This window comes from Phenylobacterium sp., from assembly GCF_004799515.1.
GTDB lineage: Bacteria > Pseudomonadota > Alphaproteobacteria > Caulobacterales > Caulobacteraceae > Phenylobacterium.
This window is the reverse complement of record NZ_SSMX01000046.1, coordinates 182,941-200,261: the sequence shown is the minus strand read 5'-3', so window position 1 is coordinate 200,261 and position 17,321 is coordinate 182,941. Positions and strand designations below refer to the sequence as shown.

The 17,321-nt window shown below is 70.9% G+C and carries 16 protein-coding genes; 3 read left to right on the top strand and 13 right to left on the bottom strand.

Annotation, left to right across the window (positions count from 1 at the left end; all coding sequences use genetic code 11):
* Window positions 1-193: 193 nt before the first annotated feature.
* Window positions 194-781 carry a PEPxxWA-CTERM sorting domain-containing protein gene (locus E8A49_RS18540; protein ID WP_293384999.1) on the bottom strand — a complete coding sequence of 196 codons (588 nt, stop codon included), beginning with the start codon at window positions 779-781 and terminating at the stop codon, window positions 194-196.
* Window positions 782-1,269: 488 nt separating this feature from the next.
* Here E8A49_RS18540 and E8A49_RS18535 point away from each other — a divergent pair, with 488 nt between their 5' ends.
* Window positions 1,270-3,120, top strand: coding sequence for a protease pro-enzyme activation domain-containing protein (locus E8A49_RS18535; protein WP_293384996.1), 1,851 nt, complete (start codon window positions 1,270-1,272; stop codon window positions 3,118-3,120).
* Between the two features lie 228 nt (window positions 3,121-3,348).
* Window positions 3,349-4,749 (top strand): amino acid permease, encoded by a 1,401-nt coding sequence (locus E8A49_RS18530; RefSeq protein ID WP_293384993.1) that lies wholly within the window; start codon window positions 3,349-3,351, stop codon window positions 4,747-4,749.
* On the opposite strand, the gene E8A49_RS18525 is transcribed toward E8A49_RS18530, so the two are convergent.
* The 8 genes from E8A49_RS18525 to E8A49_RS18490 form a co-directional block, all read right to left on the bottom strand.
* Window positions 4,727-5,737, bottom strand: coding sequence for a 2-oxoglutarate and iron-dependent oxygenase domain-containing protein (locus E8A49_RS18525; RefSeq protein ID WP_293384990.1), 1,011 nt, complete (start codon window positions 5,735-5,737; stop codon window positions 4,727-4,729). The two genes, E8A49_RS18530 and E8A49_RS18525, sit on opposite strands and share 23 nt — an antisense overlap.
* 11 nt (window positions 5,738-5,748) lie before the next feature.
* A complete protein-coding gene (locus tag E8A49_RS18520) occupies window positions 5,749-6,018 on the bottom strand; it encodes a hypothetical protein (RefSeq protein WP_293384987.1) in 270 nt (89 codons plus the stop codon).
* A gap of 11 nt (window positions 6,019-6,029) precedes the next feature.
* Window positions 6,030-6,590 (bottom strand): hypothetical protein, encoded by a 561-nt coding sequence (locus tag E8A49_RS18515; RefSeq protein ID WP_293384984.1) that lies wholly within the window; start codon window positions 6,588-6,590, stop codon window positions 6,030-6,032.
* A 24-nt stretch (window positions 6,591-6,614) separates the two neighbouring features.
* Window positions 6,615-7,424: an ABC transporter ATP-binding protein gene (locus tag E8A49_RS18510; protein WP_293384981.1), complete on the bottom strand. Its 810-nt coding sequence runs from the start codon at window positions 7,422-7,424 to the stop codon at window positions 6,615-6,617.
* Window positions 7,421-8,299 (bottom strand): ABC transporter permease, encoded by an 879-nt coding sequence (locus E8A49_RS18505; RefSeq protein ID WP_293384978.1) that lies wholly within the window; start codon window positions 8,297-8,299, stop codon window positions 7,421-7,423. The genes E8A49_RS18510 and E8A49_RS18505 overlap by 4 nt, the downstream gene beginning before the upstream one ends.
* A gap of 10 nt (window positions 8,300-8,309) precedes the next feature.
* Complete coding sequence (locus E8A49_RS18500) at window positions 8,310-9,410, bottom strand: ABC transporter substrate-binding protein (protein WP_293384975.1); 1,101 nt, start codon at window positions 9,408-9,410, stop codon at window positions 8,310-8,312.
* Window positions 9,411-9,487: 77 nt separating this feature from the next.
* Window positions 9,488-10,465, bottom strand: a complete 978-nt coding sequence (locus E8A49_RS18495; protein ID WP_293384972.1) for a TauD/TfdA family dioxygenase — start codon at window positions 10,463-10,465, stop codon at window positions 9,488-9,490.
* Between the two features lie 132 nt (window positions 10,466-10,597).
* Window positions 10,598-11,056, bottom strand: coding sequence for an Rrf2 family transcriptional regulator (locus tag E8A49_RS18490; RefSeq protein ID WP_293384969.1), 459 nt, complete (start codon window positions 11,054-11,056; stop codon window positions 10,598-10,600).
* 254 nt (window positions 11,057-11,310) lie between these two features.
* Here E8A49_RS18490 and E8A49_RS18485 point away from each other — a divergent pair, with 254 nt between their 5' ends.
* A complete protein-coding gene (locus tag E8A49_RS18485; protein WP_293384966.1) occupies window positions 11,311-12,282 on the top strand; it encodes a magnesium transporter CorA family protein in 972 nt (323 codons plus the stop codon).
* 34 nt (window positions 12,283-12,316) lie between these two features.
* On the opposite strand, the gene E8A49_RS18480 is transcribed toward E8A49_RS18485, so the two are convergent.
* The 4 genes from E8A49_RS18480 to E8A49_RS18465 form a co-directional block, all read right to left on the bottom strand.
* Window positions 12,317-13,750, bottom strand: a complete 1,434-nt coding sequence (locus E8A49_RS18480; RefSeq protein WP_293384963.1) for an efflux transporter outer membrane subunit — start codon at window positions 13,748-13,750, stop codon at window positions 12,317-12,319.
* On the bottom strand, window positions 13,747-15,348 hold the full coding sequence (locus E8A49_RS18475) for an MFS transporter (RefSeq protein ID WP_293384960.1): 1,602 nt from the start codon (window positions 15,346-15,348) through the stop codon (window positions 13,747-13,749). Before E8A49_RS18475 ends, E8A49_RS18480 begins: the two co-directional genes overlap by 4 nt.
* Window positions 15,345-16,412: an HlyD family secretion protein gene (locus tag E8A49_RS18470; RefSeq protein ID WP_293384957.1), complete on the bottom strand. Its 1,068-nt coding sequence runs from the start codon at window positions 16,410-16,412 to the stop codon at window positions 15,345-15,347. Before E8A49_RS18470 ends, E8A49_RS18475 begins: the two co-directional genes overlap by 4 nt.
* Before the next feature lie 116 nt (window positions 16,413-16,528).
* Complete coding sequence (locus tag E8A49_RS18465) at window positions 16,529-17,227, bottom strand: CerR family C-terminal domain-containing protein (protein WP_293384954.1); 699 nt, start codon at window positions 17,225-17,227, stop codon at window positions 16,529-16,531.
* Between the last annotated feature and the right edge of the window lie 94 nt (window positions 17,228-17,321).

Below are 17,321 nucleotides of genomic sequence, written 5' to 3'. Positions count from 1 at the left end.
GGCCATCGGGCCATGGACCGACGCTTACAACCTCACCCGACCCCACGCCGGCATCGCCGGCCTCACGCCCTCGGCCAGGGTGAACAACCTTCTTGGAAACGACACCCTAGGCCGCGGCTCCCGGTTGGACCCCCAACGGAAAACGCCGCCGGCTTGCGGCCGGCGGCGTTGCAGATCCGTGGCTGGTCCGGCGTCAGGCCGGCATGGCCGCCAGCGCCTTGCGTCGGCGCAGCATCGCGCCCAGGCCGCCGAAGCCTACCAGCATCAGCGCCCAGACGCTGGGTTCAGGCACCGCGGGAAGCGTGCCGAGCTCAATCGCCGCTTGGCCCGCGCCGAACGGCGACTGGATAGCATCGCCGGTGAGCGAGTAGACGCCGGGGTCCAGCGTCAGGGTGAGGTGGCTGTATTCCACGCCCAGACCGGGTTCGTCGAAGACCGCGCTCCAGTTGTCGAAGATGTTGTTGCCGTCGAAGATCGGCGTCGACGTGTCCAGCGTCTCGGTCGTGGCCGCCGTCAGGTTGTTGAGGGTCACCGAAAACTGGTCGCCGTCATTGTAGCCGTCGGTGATGCGCAGGGTGGTCGTGGCGGCGACGGTGAAGTCGAAGGTGATGGTATCGCCGAACAAGTCCTGGAAGGCCGGGAAATTGACGGTGTCGCCGAAATCGAAGGTGTTCCAGCCGCTGCCTTCGACGAGGGTTTCCGTGACCTGCGCCATGGCCGGCGCCGAGGTCAGCAGGGTCACCGCGGCCGCAGCCAACAACCCGTTGATGATCTTACGCATTTGACACCCCCTGTAACCGTCGCCTTGCGGCCGACGCCGATCGGTTAGAACCCGTTAAGAATGATGGCTAGCATTGCGGCGGGATTGCGACAAGTGCTGACACGCGACAGTGGAATTCGGGTCGCTTCTCAGGCGCGCGCAGGTTTTTTCTTGTGCAATAACGCCTTACGTCGGGTCGCCGACGTCCATCTACTCGCCTGAGAGGAGAAATCATGGAAATGTTAGCCCGCCAAATTGCGGCAAGCTGTGCCGTAGGCGCGCCAAGGCGCGATTGCGTGCTCTGATACTACGCTTTCAGACGGCGATAACTAGGCTGTCACCGAAATGCCGCGTGACCTACTTGCGCCGGGGTTAACCGTAAACTACCGTTTTGCAAAAGGGGGCGTCTGGGCGCCAGTCCAGCACTATCGGGTGGCGCTCCAGATCCGCTGCGGTTTTCTCAACGAAGGGCTGGGGCTATGAAAAGACATATCTTTGCTAGCGCGCTGATGGCGACGACGGTCCTGGGGACCTGCGGGGTCGCCAGCGCGACGACGCTGACCAGCGCCGCCACGCCGGTTCCGGCCACCCAGACCGTCAGCTTCTCGGTCTACCTGCCGTTGCGCAATACCGCGGCCATGCAGGCCCTGCTCACCGCGCAGCAGACCAAGGGCTCGGCGAGCTATCACAAGTGGCTGACGCCGGCCCAGGTGGCCGCGCAATTCGGTCCGACGCCGGCCGCCATGGCCCAGGCGCAGGCGGCCCTGACCGCCGCCGGCCTGACCGTCACCGCCACGCACCTGCGGTCCATCGACGTCTCCGGTCCGGCGTCGGCGGTGACCAAGACCCTGCAGGTCGCGCTGAAGACCGTGACCACCGCCAACGGCAATCCCCGGATTATCGCCAGCAGCAAGGTGGTCGTCCCGCAATCCCTGGCCGGCGCGGTCATCCCGACCTTCGCCGGGGTGCCGGAGCACAAGCCGCAGAGCGCGATGACGCCCGCGCCTGTCCCCGCCAACCGCAATGGCCCGGTGGGCTCCTACAACTACAACGACCTGAAGCAGGCCTACGACTATCCGGCCTACGGCGCCCTGGACGGCACCGGCATCAACGTGGCCATCGTGATGGAGGCCTCCGCCCGCAACGAAGACGTCGCGGCGATGTTCAACCACGAGGGCTTCACCGCCACGACCGGCAAGCCCCCGCCCACCTTCATCTACCAGCCGATCGACGGCGGCGGATCGTACGGCGGCCTCAACGACGGCGGCACGGACGAGGCCGAACTCGATGTGCAGATGGTGCTGGGCGGCGCGCCCGGCGCGACGGTCACCCAGTTCAGCATTCCGGATCTGAGCGACCAGCACATCATCGACGCTTACGTCGCGATCGTCGACTCGGGCGCCTATGACGTCGTTTCGTCGTCCTTCGGTGAATGCGAGCTTTTCTATACGGCCAACTACAACAACGGCTACGACTTCACCTCGACTCTGCAGCTCTACGACGAGATCTTCGAATTCGGGAGCCTTGAGGGCATCACCTTCATCGCCAGCTCCGGCGACGAAGGAGGCACGGGCTGCCCCTCGGTCAATATCATTCCGCACTTCGTGGCGAGCTTCAACGGCCCGGCGGTCACCGCCGGCAAGGGGGTCTCGACGCCCTCCGGCGACCCCAATGTGACCTCGGTCGGCGGCGGCAACCTGATCACCAGCTTCACGTCGGGGAGCCTCGACTCAACCTATGTGAGCGAGCAGGGCTTCGGCGATCCGGAGATTCCCTATGACGAGTTCGGCATCGGGGTGAACATCAACGGGCAATACTGGGGCGCCGGCGGCGGGGTCGGCACGATCTTCCCGCAACCGAGCTATCAGTCGGTGGTGAACACCGGATCCACCAAGTTCCGCACCCAGCCCGACATCGGCATGCTGGTCGGCGGTTGCCCGGGCGGCATCAGCCAATTGCCCTGCGGACCCGACCGGGCTTCCGTGGTGGTCACCATCGGCGCGCCGTCCGGCTCCAATGGCGTCGGGTTCCGGTTCGGCTTCATCGGCACCTCGGTCGCCGCGCCGGAGTTCGCCGGCGCCGTCGCCCTGCTCGACCAAGCCGCCGGGGGCCGGGTCGGCAATCTCAACTTCGGTCTGTATCAACTCGCGGCGCAGCAGATCGCCGCGGGCGGGGCCAGTGCGCCGGCCGCCATGCAATACTACCACATGAACCTTCCCGGCTTTGACGGCGTCTACTCCTCCGCGCCGCCCGCGGGGTACAACTACATCTTCGGCAACGGCAGCCCGGACATCCGCAACCTGTTCGGCCTGACGGCCCTGCCGGCGGCGGGAACTCCCCAGACCGCCAGCAACCCGTAAGACGCCGAGCTTCGGTCTTCCGGAGCGCGATCGTCGAACCGGCAGGAGGGGGCAGGCTTCACGGCCTGCCCCTTTTCCTTGCGCCCAGCCTGGCGGGTAGCGCCGGTGTCGCCGACCGCGTGAGGCCTCCTGAAATTCCGCGCGCGGAAGGCCGCCTCGTGTTGAAGTCGGCGATCCGGTGGGCGCCAACTGGCCATCGGTGGCGATCGGGACGTGGGAGAGGCAGTGATGGAACCGACCGCTTCAGGCGATCCGGGCGAGGGCCTGCGGCACACGCTGAGACGACGCCACATGACCATGATCGCCCTGGGCGGGGTGATCGGGGCGGGGCTGTTCGTCGGCAGCCGGGTGGTGATCCAGTCGGCCGGTCCGGCGGCGGCGGTCTCCTTCCTGATCACCGGCGGCCTGGTCATCCTGGTGATGCGGATGCTGGGCGAGATGGCCGTCGCCCAGCCGACCGTCGGCTCATTCTACGAATACGCCCGCAGCGCGCTCGGCGACTTCGCCGGCTTCCTCACCGGCTGGATGTACTGGTACTTCTGGGTGATCGTCGTGGCGATCGAGGCCATCGCCGGCGCCGACCTGATCCGCTTCTGGCTGCCGCAGGCGCCGCAGTGGCTGCTGGCCGGGCTGCTCATGCTGGCGATGACCGTCAGCAACCTGGTCTCGGTGCGCGCCTACGGCGAGTTCGAGTTCTGGCTGTCATCCGTGAAGGTCGCCGCCATCACCCTGTTCCTGGTGCTGGGCGCCCTGTTCGTCTGCGGCGCCTGGCCGGGCTGGACGCCGCATGTGGCCAACCTGAGCGCGCACGGCGGCTTCATGCCTCACGGGATCCTGCCGGTGCTGACCGGGGCGGTGGCCGCGACCGGCTTCTACTTCGGCGCCGAGATCGTCACCATCGCCGCCGCCGAGGCCCGCGAGCCGGCCGTCGCCGTGGCCCGCGCCACCAATTCGGTGATTGGCCGGGTGCTGGTGTTCTACGTCGGGTCAATCCTGCTGGTGGTCGCCATCGTGCCCTGGGATTCCAGCGCCATCGCCACGCCCTATGTGAGCGCGCTCAGCCTGATGGGCCTGCCGGCGGCGGCGCACCTGATGAACGCGGTGATCCTGACCGCGGTGCTGTCGGCGCTGAACTCCGGCCTCTACGCCTCGTCGCGGATCCTGTTCTCGCTGACCCGCAACGGCGACGCGCCGCAGGGGCTGGCGAAGATCGGCGCGCGCGGCGTGCCCCGGCGGGCGATCCTGGCCGGGACGGTCTTCGGGTTCGGGGCGGTGGTTGCGTCCTACGTTTCGCCCGACCTGGTGTTCGCCTTCCTGATCAAGTCCTACGGAACGGTCGCGCTTTTCGTCTATCTGCTGATCGCGCTGTCCGAGCTGCGCCTGCGCCGCCGCCTGGAACGCGAGGCGCCGGAGACCTTGACCCTGCGGATGTGGGGCTTTCCCTATCTCACCTATCTCGCCATCGCCGCCATGGTCGCCATCCTGGGCGCCATGGCCTTCATCCCGGACCAGCGTTGGCCGCTGGCCCTCGGCGTCGTGAGCCTTGCCGGATTGATGGCCGCCTATGCCTTGCGCCGCCGGTTCGGGGCGCCGGCGCACGCCGCGCCTAGCCCAGGGCGTTCTCGGTGAGCTGGGGGAAGACCTTGGCGACCTTGCCCAGCAGGTAGTCCCCGTAGGTCCCTTCGAAGGCGTGGACGCTGGCGCGGTCCCAGCGCTCGGCGCGGTCGGCCTCGATCCGCGCGGCGTCGACGGCGGCGACGGGCAGCGGATGCATGTGCGCGCGGAAATCCGGGTCGAAGAACAGCGGGAAGGACAGCCGGTCCTGGCCGCTGAGGTTGCGGACGCGGTGCGGCGTCGACCTGAACCGGCCGCCGGTCAGCCGCTCCAGCATGTCGCCGATGTTGCAGACCAGAGCGCCTTCGATCGGCGGCGCGTCGATCCAGCCGCCCGGGGTCTTCACCTGCAGGCCGCCGTGCCGGTCCTGGGCGAGCAGGGTGAGCAGGCCGTAGTCGGTGTGCTCGCCGACACCCCAGCTCCCGCGCCAGTCGGTCCCGGCTGGGCCGCTCGCCGGATAGTGGAAGATGCGGAACAGCACCGTCGGGTCGCCCGTGTAGGTCCGCGCGAAGAAGTCCGCGTCGAGGCCGAGGCTGAGCGAGACGCCCTGCATCAGCACCGCCGCCGCCGTGGTCGCGGCCGCCATGTAGGCGTTCGCCGCGGCCCGCAGGCCCGGCAGCTCCGGCGGCCAGAGGTTGGCGCCGTGCAGCGGCAGGCCGGCGCGGACGCGCGGATCGTCCGGCGGCAGCTCGGTTCCCAGGTAGAGGCCTTCCTTCAGGTCCGGGCGGCCGGAGGTCAGCTCGCCGCCGAGCGGGAAATAGCCGCGCCAGGCCCGGCCGCCGCGCGCCATGCCGATGGCCATCTTGGCCGCCTGCGGCAGGGCGAAGAAGCGGCGGCTCTCGGCCTCTAGGTCTCGCAGGACGGTGGGGGCGATCCGGTGGCCCACCAGGTAGAAGAAGCCGTGCGCCTCGCAGGCCGCGGCGATCTGGCCGGCGACCAGGACGCGCTCTTCGGACCCCGCGAACAGGGGCTCCATATCGATCACCGGCAGCGTGTCCGACATCGGCGGGTCCTTCAAGGATCGTCGGGCAGGGACCAGAGCACCTCGTCGATCGGCCGTCCGCCGGTCAAGCGGTATTCGGCCGCCTCGAAGCGCCGGACCCGTACGCGCAGCCGGCGCCGCGCGAGCTCCACCCCCAGGATGGCGGGCGAGAGGTCCTGCAGGCGATGTGCGCCGTCGCGGGCGGCGCCGAAGGCGGCGAGGCTGTCCGCCAGCAGGATTTCGGCCTGGGCCATCCCGGCCTTGGCCCGGTCGTAGTCCGCGAGGTCCTGGCGCCAGTCCATGCCGCGCTCCCTCAGTCCGCCGGGTAGCCGAGGGCGCAAAGGAAGTTGGCCCGCACCCGCTGACCGCGGAAGAACTCGAAGGAGGCGCCGGTGACGTCGAACTCGAACAGCACCGAGACCTCGAGGCCCAGGGCGCGCGCGGCGACGATCAAATAAGCGCCCTGCAGCATGCCGTTGCGCGAGGCCATCTCGTGCACGACCTCGGGGTTTTCCAGACAGCTGCGGCCGGCGGCGGCGCGCGGCAGGAACTCGACGAGCTGTTCGGCGAAGTCCACGTCGTAGCCGATCAGGGCGCAGGCCGGCGCCGCCAGGGCCTCCTCGCGCACCGCATCGCCCAGATAGGGCGACAGCCGCCGCTTGCCCCCGTCGCTGGCGATGAACAGCACCCGCGTCGGCGAGGCGTCGACCAGCGAGGGCCCGAGCGCCAGCAGGGCGTGCAGCTGCTCGATGACGTCGTGCGGGATCGGGCGCGGCGACCAGGCGGGATGGGCGGGCGCGGCATGCAGCACCTTGCGCAGCGCCTGCCGGGACGGCGTGGCGTGCTGGGCGAAGTCGTGGAGGGTGGCGCTCATCCGCCGAACGCCGCGAGGATGAGCCTAGGCTGTCGGGTCATGGCGGTCTCCGGGTTCGGCGGGATGGGACGTGGGTTCACGCTCGGCGACGCCGAGCCGGCCCAGCAACTGGCGGCGCAGGGCGGCGAAACGGACGCTGCGCTCAGGGTCTTCGGGCGGCAGGTCGACGGCGATGTCGGCGGCGACGCGGCCCTGCTCCAGGATCACCACGCGGTGAGCGAGCTCGATGGCCTCGTCGACGTCGTGGGTCACCAAGAGGACCGCCGGCCGGTGCGCTTCGGACAGCCGCTTCAGGAGCGCGTGCATGCGGATGCGGGTGAGCGCGTCCAGGGCGCCGAACGGCTCGTCGGCCAGCAGCACCTCCGGCTCGCGCACCAGCGAGCGGGCGAGCGCCACGCGCTGCTGCTCGCCGCCTGAGAGTTCGTAGGGCCAGGAGTCCTCGCGCCCCGGCAGCTCCACCTCCAGCAGGGCCCTGACCCCGCGGGCCTGGGCGTCGGCCCCGCCGAGTCCCAGGACCACATTGTCCAGCACCCGCTTCCAGGGGAGCAGCCGGGCGTCCTGGAAGACCACCGAGCGGCGTTCCGGCACGACGATCTCGCCGCCGCCCTCGGCCTCATGATCGAGGCGGGCGAGCGCGCGCAGCAGGGTGCTCTTGCCGCAGCCGCTGCGGCCCAGGAGCGCTACGAACTCGCCGCGGCGGATGTCCAGGTCGACGCCGTTCAGGACGCCCTTGGCCGTGAAGCGCCGGCTGAGGCCGCGGACCCGGACGACCGGCTCGGACGCCAGGGATTGGGACGCCAGGGATTGGGGCGGCGGGGCGAAGGGCGCGTTCATCGGCCGAAGGTCCGCCGCCAGCCGAGCGCGCGGGTTTCGATCTGCCGCACGGCGAGGTCGGAGGTCAGGCCCAGGAGGGCGTAGACCACCAGGCCCACGACGATGATGTCCGACTGGGCGTAGGTCCGCGCCAGGTTGATCATATAGCCGATGCCGCTGGTGGCGTTGAGCTGTTCGACCACCACCAGGGCGAGCCAGGCGGCCATCACCGCGAAGCGCAGGCCAAGCAGGAAGCCGGGCAGGGCGCCCGGCAGCACCACCTGCCGCACGAAGGCCCAGCGGCCGAGGCCCAGGGTCTCGGCCAGCTCGACGTAGCGGGTCTCGATGCCACGCAGGGCGGCGTGGGTGTTGAGGTAGATCGGGATGAAGGCCGAGATCGCGATGGCGGTGACCTTCATGGTCTCGCCGATGCCGAACCAAAGGATCAGCAGCGGGATCAGGGCCAGGGTCGGGATCGAGCGCTTCACCTGCACTAGGCCGTCGAAGACGTAGCCGCCCCAGAGGCTCAGGCCCGAGGCCAGGGCAACCAGGACGCCCGCCGCCACGCCGAAGGCCAGGCCCTGGGCGGCGCGCCAGGCGGAGATCGCCAGGTTGGCCTGCAGCCGGCCCTCGCGGATCAGGTCCAGGGCCGTCGACGCCGTGGCCCAGGGGGCGGGCAGCACCCGGGCGTCGACGAGGCCGCTCATGGACCCCAGCGTCCAGACCAGCAGCAGCAGGGCTGGGCCCAGCAGCCAGCCCAAGGGATCGGCCGGCGGTACGCCTAGGCGGCGGACGGGCCGTGGCGGCGCGGCGGCGGCGGTTGGCCGGAGCGCGGGCGCCGGGGCGGTGGGCCGCTCCAGGACGGCGGTCGACAGGGCGGGGCTGTGGGCGCGCATGGTCGTCCTTTCAGCGGGCGGCGAGGCTGGGCGCGCCGCCACCCGCCTGAGCGAAGGCGTCGGCGGGCAGGGTCTCGAAACGGCGGTCGAACAGGCGGTGGGCGTCGAAGGGCGCGTGGTGCGTGGCCTCGGCCATCAGGGCGATGGAGGCCTGCTCGCGGGCGATGGCCTCGGTCCAGTCGCGCGGCACGACGGTGCGGCCGAGCGCCTCGACCGTGTAGCGCGCGTCCTGCGGCGACAGGCCCTGGTCGCCCTCGTAGTAGACGCGGGCCCACTCATCGGGATGCTGGTTGATCCACGCCTGGGCGCGGGCCCAGACCTGCACCCAGACCCGCAGGGCGGCGGCCTTGCCGGGGTCCTTCAGCGTGCTTTCCGGCACGTACATGGTGACGAAATCGTCGCGCACGCCGGTGTTCAGCGCCTTGGCGCCTTGCGGCCCGAAGCGTTCCAGATAGCGCTTCAGCGCCGCGGCCGTACCCAGGGGCGCGACGTCGATCAGGCCGGCGGAGAGCGCGTTGACGTAGATGTCGGCCGAGGTGCTCGGCAGCTCCACCAAGGTGACGTCCCTGGCGCTCAGGCCCTGGGCCTGCAGCACCCGCTGGACGACCTCGCCCTGCACCTGGCCGGGGCTGTAGGCGATGCGCTTGCCGCGCAGGTCCTTCAGCGAGTCCACATGCGCCTTGGGCGAGATCGCGAGCTCGTAGGACGGGAAGGCCTCGGGGTCCGCGCGGAAGCGCACGGCGATCATCTTGACCGGCAGGCCGACCCAGATGGCGTGGATCGGCGGGATGTTGGCCACCGAGCCTACGTCGAGGGCGCCGGCGTGGAAGGCCTCGGTCACCGCCGGGCCGCCAGTGATCTCGGCCCACTTCACCTTGAACGGCAGGTCTTTGATCCAGCCGGTGTGCTCCAGCACGTGTTGAGTGACCGGGTCGCCGATGGCCAGCGTCACGCCCGGCGGCACGCTGGTCGGCAGGGGCGCATCGAGGGGTAGCCGCCCGGCGGTCGCGGCGGCGGCGGCCTGCGGGCCCGGCGCACGGGTCGCGGCATAGACCGATAGCCCCGCCGAGAGGGCGAGCAGGCCGATGGCGAGGTAGCCGGCGCGGATCACGCGGAGAGCCCTGCAAAGGGAGGAAAGGGAACGGCCCGCCGCCAAAGGGGGAGGAGCGGCGGGCCGGCCGGCGGCGTTCACCCGATCACGTTGAACAGCTCGCCTTCGAGCGCCTGCGACGTGAAGCCGTCGGCGCCCATGGGCAGCTCGCCGGCCACGGTGATGCGGCGCACCACCCGGGGCAGGTCGAAATGCTGGTAGTCGATGGGGCCGGCATGGGCGACGGCCTGGTTGTCCCAGACTACCAGTGAGTTGGGCGCCCAGCGGAAGCGCGCCTGGTATTCTGGCCGGGTGGCTTCATAGAACAGCAGGTCCAGCAGGGCCTGGCTCTCGGGCTCCTTCAGCTCCGGGATGTGGGTGATGACGCTGGGGTTGAGGAACAGGAGCTTCTCGCCGGTCTCCGGGTGGACGCGCACCAGGGGATGCAGCGAGACAAAGGGGCCCGTGGCGCGCCCGTCGCGTCGCGGCGCACGATTGGGCCCGCCGAACTCGGAGCCGGTCGTCTGATGGACCGCCTGCAGCTCGTCGATCAACCGCTGGACCTTCGGCGACAGGCCCTCATAGGCGGCGATCAGGTTGGTGAAGAGGGTGTCGCCGCCATAGGGCGGGATCTGCACACCGTGCAGGATGGAATAGCGGTTGGGGTTGGCGACGAAGGTGATGTCGATGTGCCAGCCCTTGTAGTCGCGCGGGCGGCGGCGGCCGGGCTTCAGGTTGTCGTTCTCGTTGCGCCGGTCACGGTACTCGCCGACCTGCCGCTCCCAGATTTCCGGATGGGCTTCCAGGCCCTCCGAGATCGGATGCGCCGGCGTCAGCGGCCCGAAGGCGCGGCCGAACGCCTTCAGCTGGTCGTGGGTGATGTCCTGGCCGCGGAAGAAGACCACCCGCCAGCGGTGCAGGGCCGCCTGGATGTCGGCGGCGGTGGCCGCGTCCAGCGGCTCGCGCAGGTCGACGCCGGACAGCTCGGCGCCGATGACCGGCGTCACCGGCTCCACGACAAGTTTCGATCCGGCCCGAACCTGGGCTTCGCGGGGCTGCAGTTCGGCGACGCTCATGACGATCCCTTTCGACAACGGCGACGTCGGAGAAGCGGCGTCGGCTGGGATCAAAGCCTATTCACGAGATATGGATTGAGGCCACGGCACTTCTCGTTGAAGCCCGCTCAGAATTTCTAGCTCGCCCGTCGCCTAAGCCGGGTCGCCTGGCGCCGCCTCGAGCATCGCCCGGCTGGCGGGCGAACCGGCGATGGCGTCGGCCAGGGTCGTCCGATCCAGGATCTCGGCGACCTGGTTGCGCACGCCGGCCATCACCCGGCGCAGGGCGCAGCCGGTCTCGTCCGCGCAGTCCTCACAGCGCTTGTAGAAGTTGCGGCTGGCGCAGGGCAGCAGGGCCAGCGGCCCGTCGGTCAGGCGGATGACCTCACCGAAGGTGATCAGGTCCGCCGGCCGCGCCAGGCGGTAGCCGCCGGACCAGCCGCGCGTGCTGTCCACCAGCTCGGCGCGGCGCAGTTCGGACATGATCGCCTCGAGATACTTCCGCGGGATCTGTTCGCTGGCGGCGATCGCGGTCACCCCGCGCGGTTCGCCGTCGCTGCGGCCGAGATGGAGAAGCGCCTTCAGGGCGTAGCGACCGCGTTGGGAGAGCATCAGGATCCATCTGTTCGCCGCGACGTCGCGGGCCTGCGCCTATCGGCCGGGAAGCAGCCCTTCCGCAAGGCCTGAATGCTTCAGCCAGCCGACAGTCTGCTGTGAGTCGAGGCGTGCGCATCGCGGCGCGCTTGACCCGCGGGGTGGGAGACGGCTTCTGACGTCGTGCGGGAACCTTGTGGCGGGGTCGTCCGCGGCGCTGCCCGTCAGGCGATTTCGGCTGCAGGGCTGTAGTTTTGGAAGGGCGTCGCCGGATGCTGAATTTCTTTCCCCAACCCCCGCCCCAGCCGTCTGGCGGGACCTCCAGCCCACCGCCGCCGATCTGGGCGGATCTCTGGGACGCCGACGCGGCTGAACTGGCCGAGGCCGAGCGGCGGCTGGGCGTGACCCTGCCGACCCGCGACCGCCTCAGCGAGATCGAGCGGTCCAGCCGCCTGCAGGTCCGTGACGGGGTCCTGACCATGAGCGTGCCCATGGTCGCCCATCTCGAGGCCGGCGGCGCGCAGGCGGCGCCGGTGGGGTTCGTGCTGTCGCGCGACCGCCTGGTGACCCTGCGCTACGCGCCCCTGCAGTCCTTCGACGCGGTGGCGAAGCGGTTCGACGATCCGGCGGCGCGGCCGACCTGTGGCCTGGAGGTGTTCGTCGAGCTCTGCGACGAGATCACCGACCGTCTGGCCGACGACCTCGAACAGGTGGCGGCGGATCTGCACGGCATCTCCACCGCGATCTTCCACGTGCCGGACAGCGAGGGCCGCGCGGCGATCCGCTCCAACCGCGAGATCCGCGGCCGGCTGCGGCAGGTCGGGCGTCTGGGGGACCGCGTGTCCGAGACCCGCGCCGCCCTCCTGGGCATAGGCCGGGCGGTGGACTTCGCCTGCGAGCTTACCACCGACTGGTTCGGTGGCGGCCTGGAGCCCAGGATGCGCAGCCTGCGCCAGGACGTGGCCTCGCTCAGCGACTACCAGGTCCACCTCTCGGACAAGATCCAGTTCCTGCTGGACGCCATGGTCGGGCTGATCGGCATCGCCCAGAACGAGGTCTTCAAGTTCCTGACCATCGTCTCCATCGTCGGCATCCCGCCGACCCTCATCGCCGGCATCTATGGGATGAACTTCAAGACCATGCCGGAATACGACTGGTCGTTCGGCTATCCCTACGGTCTGGCGGTGATCGCGCTCAGCGCCATCCTCCCACTGGTGTGGTTCAAGTGGCGGGGCTGGTTCTAGGCCGCCCCGAAAGCGCGCCTGACCGCGCGGGCCCTCAGGCCTGGCCCTGCCAGCCGCCGCCCAGGGCCTTGAACACCGCGATCTGGTCCTGCACCAGGGCGGCGTCGGATTGCGCCACCGCGGCGTTGGCCGCGATCAGGGTCTGCTCGGCGACCAGCACGTCCAGGGGGCTGATCGCGCCGGCCTCCAGGTCGCCACGCGCCAGGCGGAAGGCCTCCTGGGCGCGGGCCTGGACGTCGCCCAGGGCCTGGCGGCGGTCCAGCTCGGCGCTGTAGAGCGCCAGCGCCTGCTCGGTTTCCTTGAGCGCCCGCAGCACCACGGAATCGAAGCCGTCGAGGGCCGCCGCGGCGCCCGCCTGCGCCTGGCGCACGCGGGCCCGGGGGCCGGCCTGGTTGGGGAAGGTCCAGCTGATCGACGGGCCGACGCCCCAGACCAGGCCGGCGTTGCGGGTGAGGTCGGCGAGCGTGACCGCCGCGCCGCCGTAGAAGCCGCGCAGCGCCACGCGCGGATAGAGGTCGGCGGCGGCGACGCCCACCCGCGCCGTGGCGGCGGCCAGCCGGCGCTCGGCCTCGCGGACGTCCGGCCGGCGGCGCAGCAAGTCCGCGCCGTCGCCGACCGGGATCAGGGCGGTGAGCTTGGGCGGCGCCTCGCAGGCCAGCGCCTCCTGCGGCGCCTTGGCCGGCGTGCGGCCCAGCACCGCGGCCAGCTGGAACAGCGCCGCGCGCCGTTGGCCTTCCAGGGGCGGGATGGCGGCCCGCGCCTGGGCGGCCACGCCCTCGGAACGGGCCACGTCGAACTGGGTCCCGGACCCCGCCTCGCGGCGCTGGCGGGTGATTTGCGCCTCGCGGGTGGTCAGGTCGAAGGCGCGGCGGGCGACGGTGAGCTGGGCGCCCAGGGCGCAGACCTCGCCATAGGCGCGCGCTGTCTCGGCGGCCACGGTGGTCTTGACCAGGTCGCGGGCGGCGGCGGTGGCCTGGGCGTCGGCGCGGGAGGCCTGCACGGCGCGGCGGACCCGCCCGAACAGGTCGACTTCGTAGGAGACCTCGAAGGTGTCTTCGTAGAGCCAGATGCTCTCGGGCTTATGGCCGTCGATCTCCAGGATCTCGTCGGTCGCCGGGTCGCGGCCATAGACGCTCCCGGAGTTCAGCGTCGTTCCCGGATATCGGCCGGCGCGGGCGGCCTGCAGCACGGCCTTGGCGCCGGAGAGGTTGGCGTCGGCGGCCTTGAGGTCGGTGTTGGCGGCGAAGGCCTCGGCGACATAGGCGTCCAGGCGCGGGTCGGCGTAGAGCCGCCACCAGGCGTCGGGCGGCGCGGCGGGGCCGGCGGCCGTGGGCGTGGCGGCCGCCAGCGGCGCGGCCGCGCCGTCGGGCGGGGCCGGCGGCGCATACTTCGGGCCCACGACGCATCCGGCCAGCGCCGTGGCCGCCAGCGCCGCCAGGGCGCGGGGAAGGCGGCGCCGGGCGCTCACAGGACGGCCCTCCGCTGCGAGGCGAAGAGCGGCAGGTGCGAGGCGGGGCCGATCGGCGCCGGCTTGTGCGCCACCACCAGCATCAGGGCGATGGCCGTCAGGGCGCCGACCGCCACGAAGCTGTCGATCACCCCTTGCGTCGCCGCGGCGCTGCGGACGATGCCGGCCAGCGCGGTCGCGGCCTTGCCCAGGGCGGCGGTGGGGTCGCTGGTGCGCCGGAACACCGCCGCATAGGCGCCCAGCCGGTCCATCACCGCCCCGTCGCCGATCCGGACGTGCTGGCCGATCAGGTTGGAGGCGGTCTGGGTGCGGACGCGGGTCAGGGTGACCACGAAGGCCTGGCCCAGCTGGCCGCCCATCAGCCGCGCGGTCTGGACGGCGCCGCCGAAGGTCAGCGCATCCTCCGGCCGCAGGTGCAGCACCGCGAAGAACAGGATGCCGGAAAGCGCGAAGCTCTGGCCGATCGCCTGCAGCAGCTGGCTCGGCAGGAACTGCTCCGACCCCCAGAGCGGGGTCAGGTTGCGGGCCACCTGGACACAGGCCAGGCTCACGAAGATGAAGCCGATCGAGGCGACCAGCCGCGGGTCGGTGCGGCGCAGGAAAAGCGCCGCCAGCGGGCAGAACACCAGCTGCGGCGCGGCGATCCACACCAAGGTCTCGCCCACCTCCAGCGCCCGGTAGCCGCGCACCGCCTGCAAGTACTGCGGGATCAGATAGGCGGTCGACAGGATGGTGAGCCTGAGGAAGGCGACCAGGATCAGGAGCCGCGGCAGGGGCGGCGCGAACAGCACCTTCAGGTTGACCCCCGGATATCGCGTGCGGCTCTCGTGCAGCAGGAAGCCCGCGACCAGCAGGCCGCCGGCCGCCAGCAGGGCGACCACCACGCCGGAGTGCAGCCAGTCCAGGCGGTTGCCCTGGTCGAGGCCGGCGTAGATCAACGCCAGCCCGATGCCGCCGGCCGCCAGGCCGAAGAGGTCGGCGCGCGGCGGGTTCGGCGGCGGTGGCGTCCGCGCGATGCCGAAGTGCAGGCAGGCCACCATGCCCAGCGCCAGCGGCACGTTCTGCCAGAAGATCCACCGCCAGCTCATGTGGTCGACGTACCAGCCCTCCAGCGACGCCGAGATGTTGAGGGAGAGCTCCAGGTTCAGCGCATAGATCGCCACCCCGTAGGCCCAGAACTTCGGCGGCAGGGCCCGCAGGATGAAGCCGAGGGTGAGCGGCACGAAGAAGCCCGAGGCGAGGCCGCTCATGAACTGCAGGCCCAGGAACATCGGCAGGTTCACGGAGAAGGGGATGATCGCCGAAACCACCGCGAACGCCAGAGCGGCTTCCAGCAGCGCGCGGCGGGGGCCGTAGACGCCACCGACCCAGACCGCCACGGGGGCGATCAGCATCTGGGCCACGGTCTGGGCCGTGGTGATCCAGGCGCCGTCGTCGAAGCCGGCATGCAGCGCGCCGCGGATATCGGCCAGCCCGAAGGTGGAAAGCCGCCCGTTGAGGGTCGAGATGAAGGTGCCGAGCAGGACGGCGGCCAGGCCGAGCCAGGGGATCGGCGCGGGCGCGGCGGGCGCGGGATCGGCCGGAGGGGCGCCGCTCATCTGCGCGCCTCGGCGTCGATCCGGGCGACCACCGAGAGCCCGGGCCGGAGCCCGTCGCCCAGGCCCGCGACGTCGTCCAGGGCGATCTTCACCGCAACCCGCTGCACCACCTTGGTGAAGTTGCCGGTGGCGTTGTCCGGCGGCAGCAGCGCGAACTGCGATCCCGACGCCGGCGCGAAGGCCTCCACATGCCCGCGCAGGACGCGGCCGGGGAAGGTGTCCACGCGCACCTCCGCCTTCTGGCCCACCGCCATGTGGGTGAGCTGGGTCTCGCGGTAGTTGGCGATCACCCAGACGTGCGGCAGGGGCGTGACGGTGTCGACTTGGCCGCCAACGCCCACGAACTGGCCGGGCCGCACCTGGCGCTGGCCCAGCACGCCGTCCACCGGGGCGATGATGCGGGTGTAGCCGAGGTTGAGGCGGGCCTGCTGCAGGCTGGCCGTCTGGGCCGCGACGGAGGCTTGCGCCTGCTCCCGCTGGGCGGCCAGCACATCGCGCTGCTTGCGGGCCGCATCGGCCTGGGCGCGGGTCTGGACCAGCTGGGCCGAGAGCTGCTGGCCGGTGGTGTCCAGCCGCTCGCCGGCCTCCGCCGAAGAAGAGCCGCCCGCCACCAGGCGGTGCTGGCGGGCGACGTCGCGGCCGTTCTGCGCCAGGTTCGCCGAGACGCTGGCCACCTGGGCCGCCGCCGCGGCGACATTGGCCCCCTGCAGGGTCTCCTGCGCCGACAGGGCGGCTACCTGGGCCTTCGCCGCCGCCACGCCGGCTTCAGCCTGGGCCAGCGCGGTGCGGTAGTCATCGTCGGTGATCTCGGCGACCAGCTGCCCCGCGCGCACCCGCTGGAAGTCGGCGACCGGCACGATGCGCACATAGCCCGCGACCTTGGCGGCGATCGGGGTGATGTCGGCCTGCAGGTAGGCGTCGTCGGTGCTCTGCCAGCCCGTCCGGCCCTGCCAGCCGTTCCAGCGGGTGGTGACGACGATCAGGATGACCAGGGCCACGATGAAGACGAGGGCGCGCCAGGCGGCCTCCAGCAGAAAGCTCCGGTCGATCGTGAGCCGCTTCATGGAGAACCCCGTTCCCGCTCGCCATAAGCCTCCGGGATGACGGATTACCGCCGGCGCAGCAAGATCGTACAGCGCCCGTCAGGATTCTACCGGGGTCGGCGCCCGCGGCGCGGTCGCTAGGCGCCGCGCGGCGCCGTCAGCCGATAGACATGGTCGCGCAGCACCGCCATGGCCTCGGCGGCGCGCTCGCCGGCGAAGTCCTCCCACCCGAGGAGGGCGAGCAGTTTCTCACGGTGGGTGTGGAAGGCGTTGAGCTGGCTCATCAGGAGGATGCCGCGCAGCCGCGCCTCTTCATCGGCGGCGGGAAGGCCGAGCGTCTTGGCGACTAGGCCGATCACCAGGCTCTTGAACGGGGCGGAGATCCCCGCCTCGATGATCTCGAACGCCGGCCCGGAGTCGTCGGCCTGGCAGCGGTTGAGGAAGTGACTCCAGGCCTCGGTCTCCGCCTCGGCCATCGCCACCTCGGCCAGCCGCACGACGAGGTCGGCGAGGGCCGGCGCCGCGCCCGCCCGGTCAGGGGCGTCCAGCGCCGCCTGGGCGGCCTGGGTGGCCTCGGAGAGCTGGCCGGCGACATGGGCCACGACCGCCTCGGCGCAGGCCTTGTGCAGGCCTTCCTTGCTGTCGAAATAGTACTGCAGCGCCGGTGGGTTGACGCCGGCCTCCGCCGCGATCCGGCGGGTCGAGGCGCCCAGATAGCCCTCCTCGGCGAAGACGACGTAAGCCGCCTCGATGATCCGGTCCCGGGTTTCCGCGCCGCGGGCATAGCCACCTTCCGGGGGCCGCCGCCGGGGTCCGGGGACGTGTGATCCGTCCATTCCTGGTCCTCCAGAGGACAAGCTACACCGGCTTCATGAAATTTTCCATCCGACAAACATATTCCATTTGACAGACATCTGCCAACTGGACGAA

What these genes read in the sequence shown, in the direction of transcription:
- E8A49_RS18470 (WP_293384957.1), bottom strand. Translation starts at nt 16,412, where the DNA reads ATGAAGCGGCTCACGATCGACCGGAGCTTTCTGCTGGAGGCCGCCTGG.
- E8A49_RS18510 (WP_293384981.1), bottom strand. Translation starts at nt 7,424, where the DNA reads ATGAACGCGCCCTTCGCCCCGCCGCCCCAATCCCTGGCGTCCCAATCC.
- E8A49_RS18520 (WP_293384987.1), bottom strand. Translation starts at nt 6,018, where the DNA reads ATGGACTGGCGCCAGGACCTCGCGGACTACGACCGGGCCAAGGCCGGG.
- E8A49_RS18475 (WP_293384960.1), bottom strand. Translation starts at nt 15,348, where the DNA reads ATGAGCGGCGCCCCTCCGGCCGATCCCGCGCCCGCCGCGCCCGCGCCG.
- E8A49_RS18525 (WP_293384990.1), bottom strand. Translation starts at nt 5,737, where the DNA reads ATGTCGGACACGCTGCCGGTGATCGATATGGAGCCCCTGTTCGCGGGG.
- E8A49_RS18535 (WP_293384996.1), top strand. Translation starts at nt 1,270, where the DNA reads ATGGCGACGACGGTCCTGGGGACCTGCGGGGTCGCCAGCGCGACGACG.
- E8A49_RS18540 (WP_293384999.1), bottom strand. Translation starts at nt 781, where the DNA reads ATGCGTAAGATCATCAACGGGTTGTTGGCTGCGGCCGCGGTGACCCTG.
- E8A49_RS18515 (WP_293384984.1), bottom strand. Translation starts at nt 6,590, where the DNA reads ATGAGCGCCACCCTCCACGACTTCGCCCAGCACGCCACGCCGTCCCGG.
- E8A49_RS18530 (WP_293384993.1), top strand. Translation starts at nt 3,349, where the DNA reads ATGGAACCGACCGCTTCAGGCGATCCGGGCGAGGGCCTGCGGCACACG.
- E8A49_RS18490 (WP_293384969.1), bottom strand. Translation starts at nt 11,056, where the DNA reads ATGCTCTCCCAACGCGGTCGCTACGCCCTGAAGGCGCTTCTCCATCTC.
- E8A49_RS18505 (WP_293384978.1), bottom strand. Translation starts at nt 8,299, where the DNA reads ATGCGCGCCCACAGCCCCGCCCTGTCGACCGCCGTCCTGGAGCGGCCC.
- E8A49_RS18495 (WP_293384972.1), bottom strand. Translation starts at nt 10,465, where the DNA reads ATGAGCGTCGCCGAACTGCAGCCCCGCGAAGCCCAGGTTCGGGCCGGA.
- E8A49_RS18485 (WP_293384966.1), top strand. Translation starts at nt 11,311, where the DNA reads ATGCTGAATTTCTTTCCCCAACCCCCGCCCCAGCCGTCTGGCGGGACC.
- E8A49_RS18465 (WP_293384954.1), bottom strand. Translation starts at nt 17,227, where the DNA reads ATGGACGGATCACACGTCCCCGGACCCCGGCGGCGGCCCCCGGAAGGT.